The 18,634-nt window shown below is 63.2% G+C and carries 19 protein-coding genes; 9 read left to right on the top strand and 10 right to left on the bottom strand.

From position 1 onward, the window contains the following. Positions 1-227 precede the first annotated feature (227 nt). Positions 228-1,700, bottom strand: a complete 1,473-nt coding sequence (gene thiI / locus LVD11_RS07255; protein WP_237057488.1) for a tRNA uracil 4-sulfurtransferase ThiI — start codon at positions 1,698-1,700, stop codon at positions 228-230. Between the two features lie 389 nt (positions 1,701-2,089). Between thiI and glnA the strand changes: the two genes are divergently transcribed. From glnA to LVD11_RS07225, 6 genes are all read left to right on the top strand, one after another. Next, entirely contained in the window at positions 2,090-3,496 is a 1,407-nt protein-coding gene (gene glnA, locus LVD11_RS07250) for a glutamate--ammonia ligase (RefSeq protein ID WP_237057487.1), read from the top strand. A 129-nt stretch (positions 3,497-3,625) separates the two neighbouring features. Then, positions 3,626-4,315 (top strand): DUF4124 domain-containing protein, encoded by a 690-nt coding sequence (locus LVD11_RS07245; protein ID WP_237057486.1) that lies wholly within the window; start codon positions 3,626-3,628, stop codon positions 4,313-4,315. 272 nt (positions 4,316-4,587) lie between these two features. Continuing rightward, positions 4,588-5,652, top strand: a complete 1,065-nt coding sequence (gene glnL / locus LVD11_RS07240) for a nitrogen regulation protein NR(II) (RefSeq protein WP_237057485.1) — start codon at positions 4,588-4,590, stop codon at positions 5,650-5,652. A gap of 23 nt (positions 5,653-5,675) precedes the next feature. Next, entirely contained in the window at positions 5,676-7,088 is a 1,413-nt protein-coding gene (gene glnG, locus LVD11_RS07235) for a nitrogen regulation protein NR(I) (RefSeq protein WP_237057484.1), read from the top strand. 129 nt (positions 7,089-7,217) lie between these two features. Beyond that, a complete protein-coding gene (locus LVD11_RS07230) occupies positions 7,218-7,700 on the top strand; it encodes a GNAT family N-acetyltransferase (protein WP_237057483.1) in 483 nt (160 codons plus the stop codon). 26 nt (positions 7,701-7,726) lie between these two features. Next, positions 7,727-8,134, top strand: coding sequence for a DUF2784 domain-containing protein (locus tag LVD11_RS07225; RefSeq protein WP_237057482.1), 408 nt, complete (start codon positions 7,727-7,729; stop codon positions 8,132-8,134). Positions 8,135-8,140: 6 nt separating this feature from the next. Here the strand turns inward: LVD11_RS07225 and LVD11_RS07220 are convergent, their stop codons facing one another. Next, positions 8,141-8,659, bottom strand: a complete 519-nt coding sequence (locus LVD11_RS07220; protein ID WP_237057481.1) for a peroxiredoxin — start codon at positions 8,657-8,659, stop codon at positions 8,141-8,143. Between the two features lie 188 nt (positions 8,660-8,847). Here LVD11_RS07220 and LVD11_RS07215 point away from each other — a divergent pair, with 188 nt between their 5' ends. Next, complete coding sequence (locus LVD11_RS07215) at positions 8,848-9,594, top strand: sialate O-acetylesterase (protein WP_237057480.1); 747 nt, start codon at positions 8,848-8,850, stop codon at positions 9,592-9,594. Positions 9,595-9,657: 63 nt separating this feature from the next. Then, a complete protein-coding gene (locus LVD11_RS07210; RefSeq protein WP_237057479.1) occupies positions 9,658-10,479 on the top strand; it encodes a bestrophin-like domain in 822 nt (273 codons plus the stop codon). Positions 10,480-10,556: 77 nt separating this feature from the next. Here LVD11_RS07210 and LVD11_RS07205 read toward each other — a convergent pair whose 3' ends face one another. From LVD11_RS07205 to LVD11_RS07190, 4 genes are all read right to left on the bottom strand, one after another. Continuing rightward, positions 10,557-11,621, bottom strand: coding sequence for an AI-2E family transporter (locus LVD11_RS07205; RefSeq protein WP_237057478.1), 1,065 nt, complete (start codon positions 11,619-11,621; stop codon positions 10,557-10,559). 79 nt (positions 11,622-11,700) lie between these two features. Further along, a complete protein-coding gene (locus tag LVD11_RS07200; protein ID WP_237057477.1) occupies positions 11,701-12,429 on the bottom strand; it encodes a D-Ala-D-Ala carboxypeptidase family metallohydrolase in 729 nt (242 codons plus the stop codon). A 24-nt stretch (positions 12,430-12,453) separates the two neighbouring features. Next, positions 12,454-13,122, bottom strand: a complete 669-nt coding sequence (locus LVD11_RS07195) for a D-Ala-D-Ala carboxypeptidase family metallohydrolase (RefSeq protein WP_237057476.1) — start codon at positions 13,120-13,122, stop codon at positions 12,454-12,456. 187 nt (positions 13,123-13,309) lie between these two features. Further along, positions 13,310-14,857, bottom strand: coding sequence for a phosphoenolpyruvate carboxykinase (locus tag LVD11_RS07190; protein WP_237057475.1), 1,548 nt, complete (start codon positions 14,855-14,857; stop codon positions 13,310-13,312). A 61-nt stretch (positions 14,858-14,918) separates the two neighbouring features. Here LVD11_RS07190 and LVD11_RS07185 point away from each other — a divergent pair, with 61 nt between their 5' ends. Further along, positions 14,919-15,080 carry a hypothetical protein gene (locus LVD11_RS07185; RefSeq protein WP_237057474.1) on the top strand — a complete coding sequence of 54 codons (162 nt, stop codon included), beginning with the start codon at positions 14,919-14,921 and terminating at the stop codon, positions 15,078-15,080. An 84-nt stretch (positions 15,081-15,164) separates the two neighbouring features. Here LVD11_RS07185 and hslO read toward each other — a convergent pair whose 3' ends face one another. From hslO to LVD11_RS07165, 4 genes are all read right to left on the bottom strand, one after another. Next, positions 15,165-16,043: an Hsp33 family molecular chaperone HslO gene (gene hslO / locus LVD11_RS07180; protein WP_237057473.1), complete on the bottom strand. Its 879-nt coding sequence runs from the start codon at positions 16,041-16,043 to the stop codon at positions 15,165-15,167. Between the two features lie 113 nt (positions 16,044-16,156). Continuing rightward, entirely contained in the window at positions 16,157-16,606 is a 450-nt protein-coding gene (locus LVD11_RS07175; protein WP_237057472.1) for a DUF4124 domain-containing protein, read from the bottom strand. Beyond that, complete coding sequence (locus LVD11_RS07170; protein WP_237057471.1) at positions 16,603-18,120, bottom strand: S1C family serine protease; 1,518 nt, start codon at positions 18,118-18,120, stop codon at positions 16,603-16,605. Before LVD11_RS07170 ends, LVD11_RS07175 begins: the two co-directional genes overlap by 4 nt. 132 nt (positions 18,121-18,252) lie before the next feature. Then, a complete protein-coding gene (locus LVD11_RS07165) occupies positions 18,253-18,630 on the bottom strand; it encodes an RNA-binding S4 domain-containing protein (RefSeq protein ID WP_237057470.1) in 378 nt (125 codons plus the stop codon). Positions 18,631-18,634 lie beyond the last annotated feature (4 nt).

Here is an 18,634-nt window from a genome sequence, read left to right as displayed (position 1 = left end):
GGGTAAAGCGCGCAGTCACCTGACTGTCGCGTCGAATCAATCGGGGCGGGGCTGACGGGCAGCGGCTATCCGGCCAAAGGCGGCGATTATAGTGGCCAAGCGTGACAACTGCGAGTGCAAATTGCACAAAAAATCATCAATTTGGGCAGTCTGGCCTGTGAATCCCGCTCCCTGGGGGAGCGGGGGAAGGCAACGGGCCTGGTGGTGCCCGCCGCGCGGCTGGAGTGTCAGTCCGGGCGGTGCGGCAGATGGGGGCGCAAAACGCCCACATTGCGGTAGCCGGCATCCAGCAGGTGTGAGGCGTGCAGGCGGCTCATCACGCCGCGGCTGCAGTAGAGCAGGTACTTTTTCTGCGGATCCAGCTGTGCGAAGGCGCTGTTGAGGCGGTAGAAGGGAATGGTCTCCACATCGCTGCCCTCCAGCTCCAGCGGATCCACTTCCTCCTCGTCCGGGTGGCGGATATCGATGACCACCGCATCGCCCGGCGCTTCCAGGACTTCCACTTCGGGTGTGCCCTCGTGGACATCCTCCATCACCCTGTCGATATTCTGCAGAACGCGTTCATTGATGGCGCGGTCGAGGACACTGAAATCGAAGTGACCCTCCTCTTCCTCGACCCGCGACAGCCTGGCCCGGGTCGTGGGCTTTACCGAGATGACACCACAGTATTCCGGCATGTTGGCGGCAAATTCCTCGGTACCGATCTCGCGCGCGGTGCGGATGATGTCACCCTTGTCGCTGGTGATCAGCGGCCGCAGCACCAGGGTGTCGGTGACATTGTCGATCACCTTCAGGTTCTTGAGGGTCTGGCTGGAGACCTGGGCGATGGCCTCGCCGGTGACTACCGCGTCCACGTCCAGTTCGCTGGCGATCGCGGTGGCGGCGCGCAGCATCATGCGCTTGAGGATCACGCCCATATGGGAGTCGTCCACGTTCTGCAGGATTTCCGCCACCACCCCGTCGAAGGGCACGGTAATAAACTTCACCCGGTGGGAGGCGCTGTAGCGGTTCCACAGGTAGTAGGCCACCTCCTTCACGCCCAGCTCGTGGTCGCGCCCCCCCAGGTTGAAGAACAGGAAGTGGGTGCGGATACCGCGCTTCATGGTCAGGTAACTGGAAACGGTGGAATCGAAGCCGCCGGATACCAGTGACAGCACCGGGTCCTGGGTGCCCATGGGGAAGCCGCCCAGGCCGGCGTGCTGCTGTTCCACCACGTTGAGTTTGTCGTGGCGGATCTCCAGGCGCACAGTGATGTCGGGGTTTTTCAGCTTCACGCCGGCGGCGCCGGTGTTCTTGTTCAGGCCGCCACCCACGTACTGCTCCACATCCAGGGACTGGAAGTCGTGCTTGCCGCTGCGCTTGACGCGTACGCAGAAGGTCTTGCCCTCAAGTTTGTCGCCCCAGACCGACAGGGTCTTTTCATAGATGTCATGAAAATCACCCAGCGGGTACTGGCGTACCCGGGCAAAGTTGGCGATGCCGGGCGTATGGGCCAGTACTTCCTCGATACGGTCGGCCAGGTGCGAGACGGCGTCCGGTGCGATCACCTCGATCTTTTCCCAGTCCTTCAGCACCTTGATACGGTCGTCGAGCCGGCGCAACAGGATGCGCAGGTTGTCTTTGAGCTGCCGCGACATGCGCTTGCGCACGGGGTTGCTCTTGATGGTGATTTCCGGGAAGAACTTGACGACAAAGTGCATGATGGATTGTTGACCGGGTACAGCAGGTTGAAGATGAGCACGGAATTATAAACAGTCTGGCTGTAAATTCACCGGTTGGGGGCGCCCCGGTCGCTGCTGGCGGTGTGTTGAATTGTGTGCTGCACTGAAATTGTGCGCCATGGTTTGGTATGGTGCCATTTTGGTGCGCGGGATAGTGGCCGGCGCGCCAGTTTGCATCTACTTTGCTCTAGTCGGCAATGAATCCTGGCCCTGGAGCCCGACAGCCCTGGCCCCGGCCCAGCTGCCCCAATTTGGCACACTCCTTGCTTCAGTACTGCCCACGAACAGTACGCCGTCGTTAAAGAGTCGAGCCTCACCAAGGGCTAACGTTCAGCGACCTACAAACTTTCAAGACCTGGAGGACAGCAATGTCAGCTAAAACGCTCGGTTTGATCAAAGAAAGTGAAGCCAGATGGGTAGACCTGCGCTTTACCGATTCCAAGGGTAAGGAGCAGCACGTCTCCCTGCCGACTTCCGAAGTCGACGGCGAGTTTTTCGAAGAGGGCAAGATGTTCGACGGCTCCTCCATCGCCGGCTGGAAGGGCATCAACGAATCCGACATGATCCTGATGCCGGATGACGAGGCCTCTTTCCTGGACCCGTTCACTGATGAGCCGACTGTGATCGTGCGCTGTAACATCGTCGAGCCGTCCACCGGCCAGGGTTACGAGCGCGACCCGCGTTCCATCGCCCTGCGCGCCGAGGAATACCTGAAGTCCACCGGCCTGGGCGACACCGCGCTGTTCGGTCCGGAGCCCGAGTTCTTCGTCTTCGATGACATCACCTGGGGTGCCGAGATGGGCGGTGCCTTCTACAAGATCAACTCCGAGGAAGCGGCCTGGTCCTCCAGCATGCAGCACCCGGAAGGCAATATCGGCCACCGTCCGGGCGTGAAAGGTGGTTACTTCCCGGTACCGCCGGTCGACTCCCTGCACGACGTGCGCGCCGCCATGTGTTCCGCCATGGAGCAGATGGGCCTGCACGTGGAAGTGCACCACCACGAAGTGGGCACCGCCGGCCAGTGTGAGATTGGCGTCGGCGCCAACACCCTGACCAAGAAAGCGGACGAGGTGCAGATCCTCAAGTACGCAGTGCACAATGTTGCGCACGCTTACGGCAAGACCGCCACCTTCATGCCCAAGCCTCTGGTGGGCGACAACGGTTCCGGCATGCACATCCACATGTCCTTCAGCAAGGACGGTGTGAACCAGTTCGCCGGTGACGGCTATTCCGGCCTGTCCGAGACCGCCCTGTACTACGTTGGCGGCATCATCAAGCACGCGCGTGCGATTAACGCCTTCGCCAACGCGTCCACCAACTCCTACAAGCGCCTGGTACCGGGCTTCGAGGCGCCGGTGATCCTGGCCTACTCCGCGCGCAACCGCTCCGCGTCCATCCGCATCCCGTATGTTGCCTCCCCGAAAGGCAAGCGCATCGAGGCCCGCTTCCCGGACCCGACCGCCAACCCGTACCTGGTGTTCGCTGCCATGCTGATGGCCGGCCTCGACGGCATCAAGAACAAGATCCACCCCGGCGACCCGGCCGACAAGGACCTGTACGACCTGCCGGCGGAAGAAGTGGCCGAGTACCCGACCGTCGCTTCCAGCCTGGAAATGGCCCTGGACGCCCTGGACGCGGACCGCGCCTTCCTGACCGAGGGCGGCGTATTCTCCGACGACGCCATCGATGCCTACATCGAGCTGAAGCGTGAGGAAGTAGAGCGCCTGAACATGACCACGCACCCGGTCGAGTTCGACATGTACTACTCCGTATAAGCGCTTCCACGCAATCCGCGTGTGAGAAAAGCCCGTACCGTCTGGTACGGGCTTTTTTATTGGGGGTAAACTAGCCTTCTCGTAATGGAGCCCCGCAGTTTCGCGGGCATGCCGGAGGCAGGAGTGCCAATGCACAGATTCCAGATCATCACCGGCGCTGTCGCCGCAGCCCTTGCCGCCCTTTTCCTGGTGTCCGCCGGGGTCCTGGCGGGCGATTCCGGCGAAGACAGCGCCAGCGGCGGCAATGCCATCTACAAGACCGTGGGCCCGGACGGCAAGATCACCTTCACCGATGTGCCGCCGGAAGACGGCAAGGCCGAGCGTATCCGGCTTGCGCCCACCAATGTCCAGCCCATTGTTCGCCCGCGGCCCATGCCCACCCGCAAACTGTCGCCCGGCGACCAGCGTGAGCGCGAAAAGCCGCTGGGGCCGATCAGTTTCTCCATTGTCAGCCCCCAAAGCGGCGCCACTATCCCGCCGGGGCAGCGGTCTGTTGTCCTGCGGGTGGCCATCGACCCGGTGCCGTCCGGGGGCTACGAGTTCTTCGCGGTGGTGGACGGCCAGCCCTGGCTGGGCAGCTCCAGTGGCAACAGCCTGGATATCTCGGCCCTGGAGCGGGGTACCCACGATATCCAGGCGGTACTCACCGACCCCGACGGGCGGGTGCTGGCGCGCTCCCAGCCGATTACCATCTTCGTCAAGCGTCCCGGCGGCACCCTGCCGGACAATCCGTCGCCGCAGGCCACCCCGGCGCCCCAGGCGCCCACTGCACCGGGCGTGCCCCAGTCCGGCAGCCAGAACCGGCGCTCCCGTAACTGACCGGTATTCCCCGCCATCCGCCTGGCTGTCCCGCCGGGCGCCACCCACACCAAAATGATGCGCCAGGGCTGGCGTTTTTTTGATCAGCGCACCATAATGGTGCGAATTGTTGGGGGCGATTAGCCGTTTGCCCCCGAAACTCACCGCACTCACTTTCGTGCGCCATTTTGGTTTGCTTTTTGCACTGCCTTAATCAGTGCTGGCTGGGCCGGGCGAGCCGACGGAACGCCCATGCCCCAGGACCGCCCGCTGAATGACCCCGGGACTTTTGCATGTTGAATGACCGCCAGTTGCGTCAGCTATTGGACAACCTTTCCGCCGCCGTACTGGTGCTGGATGAGCGCCTGGCACTCCGCTACCTGAATTCCGCGGCCGAGGACCTGCTGGCCGCCTCCAGTGCCCGTGTCAGCGGGTTGCCACTGGAAGAAGTGGTGCGGGAGTCGGAGGCTGCCCAGCGCGCCATGCGTGGGGCGCTGGCCAACAGCCAGAAATACACGGTGCGCCGCGCCACCTGGCGTCTCCACAACCTGGAGACCTGCACCGTCGATTACTCGGTAAGCCCGGTGGCGGAGCTGGGCCTGCTGCTGGTGGAAGTGCAGACCATGGACCGGCTGTTGCGCATCGCCCGCGAGGATGCGCTCATCGACGCCCAGGAGACCACCCGCAACCTGGTGCGCGGCATGGCCCACGAGGTCAAGAACCCGCTGGGCGGGATCCGTGGCGCGGCCCAGCTGCTGCAGCGGGAACTGCCGGACCCGGAGCTGGCGGAGTACACCCAGATCATCATCGACGAGGCGGACCGCCTGCGAAACCTGGTCGATCGCCTGCTCGGCCCGCACCAGCCCGCCAATATGCAGCCCACCAACGTGCACGAGGTGCTCGAGCGGGTGGCGCAACTGATCGACGCCGAGTGCGATGGGGAGCTGAAGATTGGCCGCGACTATGACCCCTCGATCCCGGACCTGCCCGGGGACAAGGAGCAGCTGATACAGGCGCTGCTGAATATCGCCCGCAACGCCATGCAGGCCATCGATGAGAGCATCGGCCTGGGGGCCGGGCGCATTGTGTTGCGCACGCGCATCCAGCGCCAGTTCACCATCGGCAAGCACCACTGCCCGCTGGTGTGCCGGATAGAGATCGAGGACAACGGGCCCGGTATACCGGAGGACATCCGCGAGCGGATCTTCTTCCCGATGATCTCCGGGCGCGCAGAGGGCTCGGGACTGGGGCTGTCCATCTCGCAGAACATCATCAACCAGCACCGCGGACTGATTAAGTGCGACAGCCAGGCGGGACAGAGTGTGTTCCAGGTTTACCTGCCGCTGGAAAACGAATAGACGAATAGAAACTGGGAAAGACCATGAGCAACCGGGTTTGGATAATTGACGACGACCGATCGATACGCTGGGTGCTGGAGCGGGCCCTGACCCGCGCCGGTATCGAGACCAAGTGTTACGAAAGTGGCGACCGGGCGCTGGATGACTTCTACAGCGATTCGCCCGATGTGGTTATCAGTGATATCCGCATGCCGGGCGCCGACGGCTTCAAGCTGTTGCAGCGATTCCAGAGCGAGCGTCCGGCCCTGCCCATCATTATCATGACGGCCCACTCCGACCTGGACAGCGCCGTGGCTGCCTACCAGGGCGGTGCCTTCGAGTACCTGCCCAAGCCCTTCGACGTGGACGAGGCCGTGGCAGTGACCCGTCGCGCCCTGGCCCACGCCAGTGAGCAGCAGGGCGGCGAGCAGGTCAGCCTGGAAAACGCCAACGGCAGCAAGGAAATCATCGGTGAGGCGCCGGCGATGCAGGAGGTCTTCCGCGCAATCGGTCGCCTCTCCCACTCCAATATCACCGTGCTGATCAACGGTGAATCGGGCACCGGCAAGGAGCTTGTGGCCCAGGCACTGCACAACCACAGCCCGCGGCGCAGCCAGCCGTTTATTGCCCTGAATATGGCCGCCATCCCCAAGGACCTGATGGAGTCGGAGTTGTTCGGCCACGAGAAGGGCGCCTTCACCGGTGCCGCCGCCCAGCGCACCGGCCGTTTCGAGCAGGCCAACGGCGGCACCCTGTTCCTGGACGAGATCGGCGATATGCCGCCGGAAACCCAGACCCGCCTGCTGCGGGTGCTGGCCGATGGCGAGTTCTATCGCGTCGGCGGCCACACCCCGGTGAAAGTGGATGTGCGCATCATCGCCGCCACCCACCAGGACCTGGAACGACTGGTAGAAGAACATAAATTCCGCGAGGACCTCTTCCACCGCCTCAACGTCATCCGCATCCATATCCCGCGCCTGTCCGATCGCCGCGAGGATATCCCGCGGCTGGTCAACCACTTCTTCAACAGTGCCGCCAAGGACCTGGGGGTGGAGCCGAAAATCCTGCTCAAGGAGACCGAGGAATACCTGACCGGCCTGGACTGGCCCGGCAACGTGCGCCAGCTGGAGAATACCTGCCGCTGGATTACGGTGATGGCCTCCGGCCGCGAGGTACATATCGAGGACCTGCCGCAGGAGCTGCACCAGCAGACTGCCGGTACCCAGGCGCCGCAGGACTGGCAGAAGGCCCTGCGCCTCTGGGCTGACCAGGCACTGGCCAATGGCCGCCGCGAGATCCTCAGCGAGGCGGTACCCCAGTTCGAGCGCGCGCTGATCGAGATTGCCCTCAAGCACACCGCAGGGCGCAAGCGCGATGCCGCCGAGTTGCTGGGCTGGGGCCGCAACACGCTGACCCGCAAGCTGAAAGAGCTGGGTATGAACGGCGACTCCGAGTAGAGCCGTGCCAGTGGATGGCGTCAGTCATTAACCCTGAGAGGCCGCTGTCCGGAGCGGCCTCTTTACTTTCAGGCTACCCCAGAATTGCAGTGGCAAAGATTGAATTGAAAACGAGAGAAATCATTTTGAATGAACGTCGACCTGCAAACGGATGATTTAGCGGATGGCGCCGTTATCGAACTCCTGCGTGCCCACCTGGAAGAGATGCGCAGGTACTCCCCGGAGGACAGCATTCATGCCCTCGACACAGGCAAGCTGAAAGACCCGTGCCTCACTTTCTGGACAGCCCGTGTCGACGGGCAACTGGCTGGCTGTGGAGCCCTCCGGGAAATCTCTCCCCGGTTCGGGGAGGTAAAATCCATGAAAACCGCCGGGGCTTTCCTGCGCCGGGGTATTGCCGCGCGCATACTTGAAGCAATCATTGCTGAGGCGTGGCGGCGTGGATATGCCAGAATCAGCCTGGAGACCGGCACAGATAGAGCGTTTGAGCCCGCCGTTGCGCTGTACCAGAAATATGGTTTTGTCGAGTGCGGGCCATTTGCCGACTATGCGCCTGACCCCTACAGTAGGTTCCTGACCAGAGCCATCCGGGAGAATGCCGGGATGGCGTAACCGCCGGGGAAACTGCCTGGAACCCAATGGAACCACAACTCCTCTATCGAATTGCCGCAGATCTGGTGCTGTTCCTGCACGTGCTCTTCGTTGCCTTTGTGGTCAGCGGCCTGCTATTGATCCTGGCCGGGAAGCTGCGCGGATGGTCCTGGGTGCGCAATCCCCGGTTCCGCCTGGCGCACCTGCTGGCGATCGCCGTCGTGGTGCTGCAGGCGTGGCTGGGGGAGATTTGCCCGCTCACTACCTGGGAAATGGCATTGCGGGAGCGGGCCGGGGAAGCCACCTACTCGGGCTCATTCATTGCCCACTGGCTGGAAAGCATCCTCTACTATCGCGCGCCGGCCTGGGTATTTGCACTCTGTTACACCCTGTTCGGGATGCTGGTGCTGCTCAGCTGGTTCTGGGTGCGCCCGAGGCCTTTTCGCCGCCGGTAAACCGGTTCAGCCCTTGCGAGCCACGCCCAGTTCGCCCAGGGTCCGGGCCATGTCCTCGGCGCTGGTTGCGGGCTTGATATCGCGATCGACCTTGAGGACATTGCCGTCCTTGCCGATGTAGACCGTCACCCGCTTGGCGATATTCAATGCGGGCACCAGCACATCATAGGCTTTTGCCACTTTCCCTTCGGGATCACTGAGCAGCGGGAAATCCGCTTTTTCAGAGGCGGCGAACTTCTTGTTGGTTTCCACCTCGTCAGTACTCGCCATAAAGTAGGCCACATCGTACTCGCGGATCAGGTGACCGTTTTCCGCCAGGGACTTGCACTCGATGGTACAGCCCTTGGTGAACGCCTTGGGGTACCAGGCGATGACGACCGCCCGCTTACCGCGAAAATCTTCCAGCGAGTAGGTGTTGCCATCGGAGGCCTCCAGGGTGAAATCCGGGGCCGGCTGGCCGACTTCCAGGGCAAGGGCCGGCAGGCTCACCAGCGCGGACAGTAACAGGGTCAGTGCATATCTCATTGAATTCTCCCGGTGTGTATTCATGCTATCTGGTGATGGCAATGCTACCCCGGCAAGAGCGGCTCTGCCATCGTAGGGGCTGCCATCCGCCGGGCTGGCACAGGCCCCGGCTCTGGATTACATTCATACGTAAAACCCGGCACCCGGATTGGTGCCGCCGGCTACTCTCCAAGGATTGGAGGCGCGGCATGCGTGCATTGCATTTCTCTGGCCTGGCGACCCTGTTGCTCTTCCTGGCCGCTCCGTCCCCGGCAGCGGCCGACCCGGGTCGGCACCTTTTTATTCTCTCCGGCCAATCCAATATGGCCTGGCTCGATGCAGATGCCTTCTTTACGCCACTGGTGGCGGCAGAGTTTGGCCGGGAGCGAATTCTTGTGGTGAAGGACGCCCAGGGAGGTCAACCGATCCAGCGCTGGCTAGAGACGCCACAGCGGGGCATCGGCAATGCGGGTAAGAAGGTGGGCGACCTGTACCAGAGATTGCTGCGCAAGGTGGGGCGCGCCACGCACGGTCAGCGCCTTGCATCAGTAACCCTCGTCTGGATGCAGGGGGAAAATGACGCCAGGTTTGGTCGTAGCGCTGCCTACGGCCCGGCCCTCGACAGCCTGGTGGCGCAACTGCAGCGGGACCTGGGCCAGCGGGAGATCAATGTGGTGATTGGCCGCCTGAGCGATTATGGCCTGGCGCGTGGCAGCGCCGCCCACTGGCAGCGCATCCGCGAGATCCAGGTGCAATTCGCCGAGTCCCTCCCCAGTGCGGCCTGGGTCGATACAGATGACCTGAATGACGGAATGGATCGCGATGGCAAGCGGGTGGCCAATGATTTGCACTATACCGCCACCGGTTACCGGGTCCTGGGTGAGCGTTTTGCAACCCGTGCTATCGAACTGGTCCGACGGGATGGCGGTGGCGCCCAGCCGGCGCCGCAGCCATAGTGCAGCGGCCGGCAGCCGTCGCGCAGCTGGTCCAGACTAATTAGGGATCAGCCGGAAGCCGCCATGACCTTCAGCAGCTTTTTTTCAAGTATCCCCCTGTGGGGTGTCTGCGCCTTTGCCATTCTGGTGGTGCTGGTGTCACTCGGCGCCGGCATGTTAGTGGGGCGCATCCTCTGGCGTCGAAACAGGGATGTCAGTGAAGCGTCGATCGGCAGCATCGTCGCCGCCACCCTGGGTCTGCTGGCGTTTATGCTGGCGTTTACGTTCAATATGACCGCGGAGCGCTTCGGTGCACGCAAGGCACTGTTGCTTGAGGAGATCAACGCCATCGCCACCGCTTACCTGCGGGCGGACTTTCTCGATGAAAGTGGCACGGCACGTGCGCGGGAACTCCTGGCCGAATATGCGCAGGTCCGGGCCTTTGATCCGCATACACTTGAGGAAGAGGAATACCTGCGGGCCGTAGAGCGCAGCGAGCAGATCCAGGCCTCCCTGTGGGGTCTGGTGGCGGAACATGAGTCCCGCGACTATGGAGCGGAAAAACTGAAGGCTTTCTACCAGCCCCTGAACGAGGTGATCGACTACCACACCCGGCGGGTGCTGGTGGGTGGGCGTTACCAGATACCCGCACCTATCTGGATGGCACTGTATGCGATCACTGCACTGTCGATGTTCGGGATCGGCTTCCAGCTGGGCGCCAGTCGCGGCGGCTCGCCCCAGGTGGCGCTGGCGCTGGCGCTGGCGTTTTCACTGGTAATCCTGCTGATCGAGGACCTGGACCGCAGTTACGAGGGGCTGCTGGTGGTGGACCAGCGGCCCATGGCAGAGCTGAGCCTGCAGTTGCAGGAGGCCCAGCGCAAGCGGCGGGACGCCGGCCCGGATTAGCACCGGTATCACCACCCGGCGAGCAGGCCCGGATCGGGGTGTGGACCCTGTCGATGTTCGCTGTATGTCGCCCGCCTTCAGAGGGGCTTCACCTCGGCGGAATTGATGAACTCCCGCATGAAGATTTCCCAGAAGGCCATAAACAGTGCCGCCAGCAGAGGGCCGATGGCGAAGCCGCTGATGCCGAACATCATCAGGCCGCCAATGGTGGAGAACAGCACGATATAGTCCGGCAGTTTGGTATCACGGCCGACCAGTATCGGCCGCAACAGGTTGTCTACCAGGCTGATCACCGCCACCCCGAAAACCAGCAGCACCGTTCCCTTGACCACGTCACCGATGGCGTAAAGGTAGATCGCTGCCGGCAGCCAGATCAGGGCCGCGCCGATGGCCGGCAGCAGTGACAGCAGGGTCATGACCACCCCCCACAACAATGGTGCCGGTAGCCCCAGGGCCCAGAAAATCAGCCCGCCCAGGGTGCCCTGGGTCACGGCCACCACCAGGTTACCCTTGACCGTGGCGCGGGTGACTTCGGCGAACTTGGCCAGCAGCAGGTGCTCGCGTTCGTCGCCCAGCGGCAGTGCGCGGATCAGCAGCCGCACCAGTGTCTCGCCATCGCGGATCAGGAAGAAGGTCAGGTACAGCATCAGGCCCAGCATCACGAAGAAATTCACCGTGTTCTGGCCCAGGGCCAGGGCGTTCTTGGCAATCAGGCTGCCCGCGCTCATGAAGCCGCTCAGCAGTCGCTCGCGCAGCTGGTCCAGGTCGATGCCGATGCGCTGCATCAGTGCCTCGAATCCGGGGAATGCACTGCGCACCCGGTCCACCTGCCCGCCCACGTCGATCTCGCCGCTCTGGACTTTCTGGTAGAGACTGACGGCCTCGTTCACGAACGAGCTGGCCACCACCAGTACCGGGATCACCACCAGCACCATGCACAGCAACAGCGTCAGCAGGGCCATCATGTTGGGCCAGTTGGGGTAGCGGCTGGAGAGGTAGCGGTGTACGGGAAAGAAGATCACGGCAATGGCACAGGCCCAGAAAATCGGCGTAAAGAAGGGCCTGAGCAAAAATGTGAATGCCACTGTTACCAGCAGCAGGGCGGCGATGAACGAGCGCCGTTCCAGCTTTTCCTGAACCAAGGGATGCCCCCGAATTTATTTTTGTCGATGCGCGCTATGCTACCACTGGCGCTCGCCGCTTGGACAACCGGGATCGCAATTACCAGCGCCGGTAGCCGCAGGTGTCCACATGGAAGCGCACGCCGCTGTAGATACCCAGTCCCATGTCCCATTTCTTGCCCACTTTGCGGTGGATGTCCCGCAGGATGGGAATCAGCTCCTTGCGGGTGTAGTCGCGGTTCGGCACCACATCCAGCCCACAGAAATGCATATGCTTGCTGCGTTTAGAGCCACCGGCCTTGGCGTTGTAGCTGGGGGTGCGCCACCCGGACAGGACCGTCACCGGCCCGATACGCGGGATGATCTCGTCCTGCAGTACCCGCAGTGTATCCACCATGGTTTCCCAGTCCTGCTCCGGGGGGATGGCGAACGGCGGTTCGTCGATTTTCTGCCAGTCGCTGCCCTGGCGCAGCAGCTGGAAGGAGGGCAGCACCCCGTCCACCTTGTTCAGGTAGAGGAAATGCTGCAGGCGGGTATAGATTTCCCGCCGGTCGCGGTCGTTCAGGAAGCGTTCGAAGGCGCGGGCCGAGGCGGCCGCATAGCCCTTGATGTCATATACATCGGGGATATCGGCGGTTTCGGGGAGGCGCTCGACAGGGGCATATTCCCGCGGGATGACCGCGCGCTCGGCCAGTTCCCGGACCTTGTCCACCGTGAGGACCACCAGCAACAGGATGCCGGCCAGCACCAGGGCGCTGATCCAGATCACCCGCCGGCGCTCGATATGTATGTCGACCCACTCGTGATCGGGGCTCTCCTTGATGTCCATGCTGACCGCTCCTGGAAATACTGCCTACCAGCTGCGGTAACCGCAGGTGTCGATATGGAAGCGCACGTTGCTGTAGATACCCAGTCCCATGCGACTGTGCTCGCCCAGGCGCGCATGCAGGATTTTCAGTTCCTCCACCAGTTCCTTGCGACTGATATTGGATAGCGGCACCAGATCCAGGCCACAAAACTCCCGGTGCTTGCTGCCACCGGCGCCACCGCCCTTGCGGTTGTAGTTGTCCGTGCGGTACGCGGACAGGACTTCCACCGGGCCGATCGCCGGGATCAGCTCATCGCGTACCAGGGCCAGGGTCTCCACCATGTTTTCCCAATGCCGGCGAGGCGGGATAGCGAAGGCCGGTTCATTGATATCCAGCCAGTCAGAGCCCTGCCGGAACAGCGCCGCAGCCTCGACCACATTGCCCGCGTTGTTGGCCTTGAGGTAGCTCTCCAGGGCCCGCAGGCGTGCCCGGTTGTCCCCCCGGCGCAGGAAATCTCTCAGCGTGTGGTCCGCAGCCACGCGATAGCCCTGGACCTCACGGTAGGGCTTCTCCAGGGCTTTGAAGTAAAGGTACAGCCACAGGCCGCCGACGATCCCCAGCAACATGAGAGCGATGGCCGCCACGACAGCGCGGTTGGTGCCCTGGCCGGGTGGGCGGGTACGGTAGCGGGAAAACGGCTGGCCTGCGGGCATGGGTTTACCTGTGCCTGTGGTCGTCGTCGCGTGGTCGCACGCCCTCGGCGGCGCCTCATTTATTCAATATAGCCGCAATCTGCCAATCCCTCCGGACAGCGGTCGCCAATAAAAAACGCCCCCGGGGATTACTCCGCGGGGGCGTTTTTCATCGACGGTGACCCGCGAGGGTCGCCGGCGGGGTGGCTCAGGCCCGGGGCCCGGCGCCCTTGACGGTCTCGCTCACTTCGAACTTTTCGATGTTCTCGGCGAACAGCTTGGCCAGCCTGGCAGCCTGCTCGTCGTAAGCGCCCTGGTCTGACCAGGCCTCGCGGGGGTTCAGGTAAGCATTGTCGACGCCTGGTACCTCCAGCGGGATATCCAGGTTCAGGGTCTCCAGGTGCTGGGTTTCGACGCCTTCCAGCGCGCCACTCTGGATGGCGGCGATGACGGCGCGGGTCACCGGGATCGGGAAGCGCTTGCCGTTATCACCGGAGCCGCCGGTCCAGCCGGTATTCACCAGGTAGACATTGGAGCCGAAGTCCTCGATACGCTTCATCAGCAGGTCGGCATACTCACGCGGTGCGCGGGGCATGAACGGCGCGCCGAAGCAGGTGGAGAAGGTCGGGTGGATGCCCGCCTCCGCACCCAGCTCGGTGGAGCCCACGCGGGCCGTGTAACCGGACAGGAAGTGGTAGGCGGCGGCTTCCTTGGACAGGATGGAAACCGGCGGCAGGACACCGGATACGTCGCAGGTCAGGAAGATCACGTTCTTGGGCTCGCCGGCCTGGTTGCCGGGCTGGCGCATCACCACGTGCTCCAGCGGGTAGGAGCAGCGGCCATTCTCGGTCAGGCTGGTGTCGTGGTAATCGGCAGTGCCGTTATCGTCGGTGACCACGTTTTCCACGATGGCGCCAAAACGGATGGCATCCCAGATAACCGGCTCGTTTTCCTTGCTCAGGTTGATGGTCTTGGCGTAACAGCCGCCCTCGATATTGAACACGTTGCCCTTGGCCCAGCCGTGCTCGTCGTCGCCGATCAGGTAGCGCTCGGGGTCGGCGGACAGGGTGGTCTTGCCGGTGCCGGACAGGCCGAAGAACAGGCACACATCGCCGTCCTTGCCCACATTGGCGGCGCAGTGCATCGGCATGACGTCTTTTTCCGGCAACAGGAAGTTCTGCACCGAGAACATGGCTTTCTTCATTTCGCCGGCGTAGCGCATGCCCGCCAGCAGTACCTTGCGCTGGGCAAAGTTGATGATGACGCAGCCTTCGGAGTTGGTGCCGTCGCGCTCGGGTTCACAGACAAAGTTGGGGGCATGCAGGATACGCCACTCTTCCTTGCCCTTGGGGTTGTACTTGTCCGGGCGAATGAACATGTTGCGCGCAAACAGGGAATGCCAGGCGGTCTGGGCAGTGACGACGACGGGCAGGTAGTAGTCCTCATGCTGGCCCACGTGCAGCTGTTGCACGAAGGTGTCGGAGCCGGAAACGAACTCTTCCACTTTGCTCCACAGCGCGTCGAACTTGTCCTGGGGAAAGGCGCGGTTGACGTTGCCCCAGGCAATGCTGTCGCTGGTGGAGGGCTCTTCCACCACGAAGCGGTCCGCCGGGGAGCGGCCGGTGCGCGCGCCGGTTTCGGTTACCAGCGCGCCGGTGTCGGACAGTTTGCCCTCGCCGCGCAGCAGCGCCTGCTCAACCAGCTGCGCCGCAGACAGGTTCTTCAATACCTGCGCCGTATCATCGATCTGTGCCATTCGTCGATTACCCGTGAAAATTGTAAGGAGTAAAACATAGTACGACCGCGCCACAGGAAGCATGGCCGGTAATATTCGGGTGGCGAATTATGGCAAAGTTCAAATTGGCGGGATAGCAAAAAAGGCTATTTTTTACCCAATGACAGCGTTGTCTCCTGAAATTTTATGCTGCTTTATCGGTCTGTTCTATGTTGATAATCGCGCCTATTGGCCTGATGAATAAAGGTGCGTGATTTGTACCGCTGCGGGGCCCCTGCCGGGAAATGCCCATCACCATCGTGTGGGCCCGGCAGGCAGCTGGCGGCAATCAGTGCAGGGTGTGCGGCGGGGCGTTGAACAGGCTCTCGATATCGTCGCCGTTGAAACGGTAGCGGGCGTTGCAGAACTGGCAGTCGGCGGTAATCTCGCCATCCTGCTCTTCCAGCAGCTGGTAGACCTCTTCGGGTCCCATGGCCACCAGGGCACGGGCGCTGCGCTGGCGGGAGCAACTGCACTTGAAGCGGATGTTGGCGGTGCCCAGCGCGGCGGGCGTCAGCTGGTGGAACAGGCGTGTGAGCAGCTGCTCGTGGGGCAGCGCGTGGAGCTCCTCCGCGGTCACGGTCTCCGCCAGGTGCTGGGCGGTTTCCCAGGCGTCCTGGTTCTCGGCCTCGCCGGCGGCGTTGTTGCCCGGCAGCACCTGCAGCATGATGCCGCCCACCGTATCGGGGCTGGACTCGATCCAGAAGCGGGTGGCCAGCTGCTCCGACTGGGTGAAGTAGTCTTCCAGGCACTCTGCCAGGGTGTCTTTCTCCAGTGGCACAACGCCCTGGTAGCGTTCGCCCTGCTCCGGCTCCACCGTGATGGCCAGGGCCGCACGCTTGCCAACCAGCTGCCGCAGGGTGGCGCCCTCCTCGATCTGGGCCTGCTCGGCGAGCCTGGCGATACCACGCAGGTCGCTGTGGTGGGTGCACTCGGCAAGCAACAGCGGCACGTCGCCCTCGCCGCGGGCCTGCAGGCTCAGCAGGCCCTCGAACTTCAGCGTGGTGGACAGCAGGCAGGCGGCGGCGAGGAATTCCCCCAGTACCAGGGCAACCGGCTGGGGCAGCTGGTTGTGTTCCAGGACCTCGCGATAGGCATCGGTCAGGGTAACGACCTGGCCGCGGATATCGTGGTGGGAGAAGATGAAGCGTTCCAGCTGGTCGGACATGAATCGAAGGCCTCGGCAAACTCGGGGATCAAAGGCGCGGGATTTTAGTGCCCCGTTACCCTAAATGGTAGTTGCCGGGTGCATGACGGCATTTCCCCGCCGGACGAGTCGCGCTACTGGCCGCATAGCCTGGATATTTCCCGTTCCATTGCCGCCGCACGTCGCTGGCGCTCGCGCTCGCTCATGCGGATCTCTTCGCCATTGCCGTCTACCAGGGCGACGGGGCCCTGCAGGATGCGCAAGCGCTTGCGGGCCAGCGCGCAGGCCCGGCGACGCTGCTGCTGTTCCTGCAACCGCAGCCGGCGCTGGCTCTCGTTGTACTGCCGCTGCGGGCTGGGCTGGCTGGTGTGGCTGCTGGGGCGGCTGCCGGTGGCATCCGCGCTGTTGACCGGCGCCAGTTTCCCGGACAGGTCCTCGGCCTCTGCCTGTTGCGGCGGGCGATCGCCGAAGTGGATATTGCCATCCTCGTCCACCCAGCGGTACAGGTTGTCCGCGGTGGCTGCGGACCCTGTCAGCAGGGCGGCCAGCACTGCTGACAGCCAGGCCGGGCTTGGTGTGGTCAAGGACTTTCCTCAGGTTTCTCCTCGTGTTCCGCCAGGGTACTGAAAAGCCCCGGGGAATGGCGATGGGGGATATGGTAGGTCTGCAGGATCAGCGGTTCCTGCTCACGGGCGGCGGCCGCATCCAGCACCATGCGGTAGCCCGACTCGTCGCGCAGCTCGACAAACTGCTGTTCGTTGCCCTCGAGCAGCTGGGCAAACTCGTCGAAATCCGCCACGCGGTGCCCATTCACTGTATCGATGATCCAGTTCTTCCAGTCGTGGTAGCCCAGGTTGACCCCGGCGGGCAGCACCTTCAGCGCAACGACCAGCTCGCGGCGCCCCTCTTCGCTCCACCGGTTGCGGGCGTAGAGGTACTCAATCGGCGCCTTGGAGTGCCAGTTGTTACCCCAGCGCTTGATCAGGTTCATGTTGAGCGGCACGAAGACCACGCCACCGTAGATGTAATAGCGCGGGCGCTGGTCGAACTGCTCGCTCAGGACCAGGGAGCGGGAGGGGGACGGCGCTGCCAGCTCGATCTCCGCCTCCCTGATCTCGCCTTCGCGGGCGAACTTAACCGGCAGCCGGTCGCCCACATGGTAGAGGTCGGCGGCGTAATGGTAGTTGGTACGCTGGTTTTCGCGCCATTCCACGGTGCGGTCGGCGGCTACCTCGTAGCCGTCCACTTCCAGCAGCACGTCGCCGGGTTGCAGTACGCGGGCTGCCGGCGAGTCGCTGAATACCTTGACGACCAGCGCGCCCTCCTGGTCCTCACCCAGCCCGGCTGCCTGCTTCATGGAGGGGCTCTCCATGCTCTGGGTCACCGCGCCCAGCTCCGGGAATCCCTGGTGCACACCGTCCTCGGCGTCCTCGAGTACGTGCTCGATAACACTGGGCGGTACAAAGTAGCCCAGGTTCTCCGCCCCCTTGCTGTGGTTGGTCTGCATGGCCACACCCACGATGCGTCCGTCGGAGATCACCGGGCCGCCGCTGTTGCCGGGATTGATGGCGGCATCGATCTGGCCCGCCATCAGGTAACTGCCGGCGTGGGCGTAATACTGGTGCTCCACCCGTGACAGGACGCCGCGGGTAATGGACAGGGACTTGCCGCCGATCGGGTAGCCGTAGACGGACACCTCTTCCTGCAGGTCCGGGAGGTCGCCCATGTCGAGGGGGCGTGTATCGTCGAAGAAGCTCTTATCCTCGACCCGCAGCAGGGCCAGGTCCGCGTCATGGGACACGAATTCCACCCGGGCACGGAATTTCCGCGCATCACCGTGACGCTGCACCTGGATAAAGCTGCCGTTGGCCACCACGTGGGCATTGGTCAGGATGCGCTGGTTGTCGATCACCGCGCCGGAGCCGGACAACTGTTTCGGGTTCAGCAGCGACCAGGGATTGAAATAATCCGGCGCCGCGGCGGTGGTGTATATCTTGATGATCGAGCGCTTGAGCTGTTCGTGCTCGCGGTTGTCGGCGATGGCCGGCTGGCACAGCAGCAGGAGGACGGCGGCGAGAGAGAGAATTCTTGTCATCATGGATCTGTGTCCCGTCGGTATGGGGGCCGGTTGTGGGCCAGTTTAGCAGTTGTGTCCCCGGGCCCGGGCCTGTGCCACAAGGGCGGCGTTTCGGCAGCCTGGCCTGATTGGGCGGGGCCGCATGGGCACGGTTCAGTCCTGCTCGCGCAGGAAGCGGTGGATCTGGCGTCGTTGTTTCTTGTTGGGTCGCTCGCTGCGAACGCCGGCGTTGGTGACCTTGCGCTCGGCGGCCTCGCGCTCGCGTTTGGCGCGACTGGCCTCGGTCTCGCGGTAGAGGTCGCGGGCGATGTCCGCCCCGCGCCGCTGGTCTGACAGCGCCAGCACCTCCACTTCCAGCTGGTCCCAGCCCTGGCGCAGGGTCAGGGTGGCGCCGGTAGTAATCTCCTTGCTGGCCTTGACCCGCTGGCCGTCCAGGTGGACCTTGCCGCCCTCGATCATCTGCTTGGCGAGACTGCGGGTTTTGTAAAAGCGTGCGGCCCAGAGCCACTTGTCGATACGTACTTTGTCCATCGGG

The sequence above is a fragment of the Microbulbifer sediminum genome (assembly GCF_021729035.1).
Lineage (GTDB): Bacteria > Pseudomonadota > Gammaproteobacteria > Pseudomonadales > Cellvibrionaceae > Microbulbifer > Microbulbifer sediminum.
The sequence above is the reverse complement of the archived record's forward strand: the minus strand, read 5'-3'. Positions and strand labels throughout refer to the sequence as shown.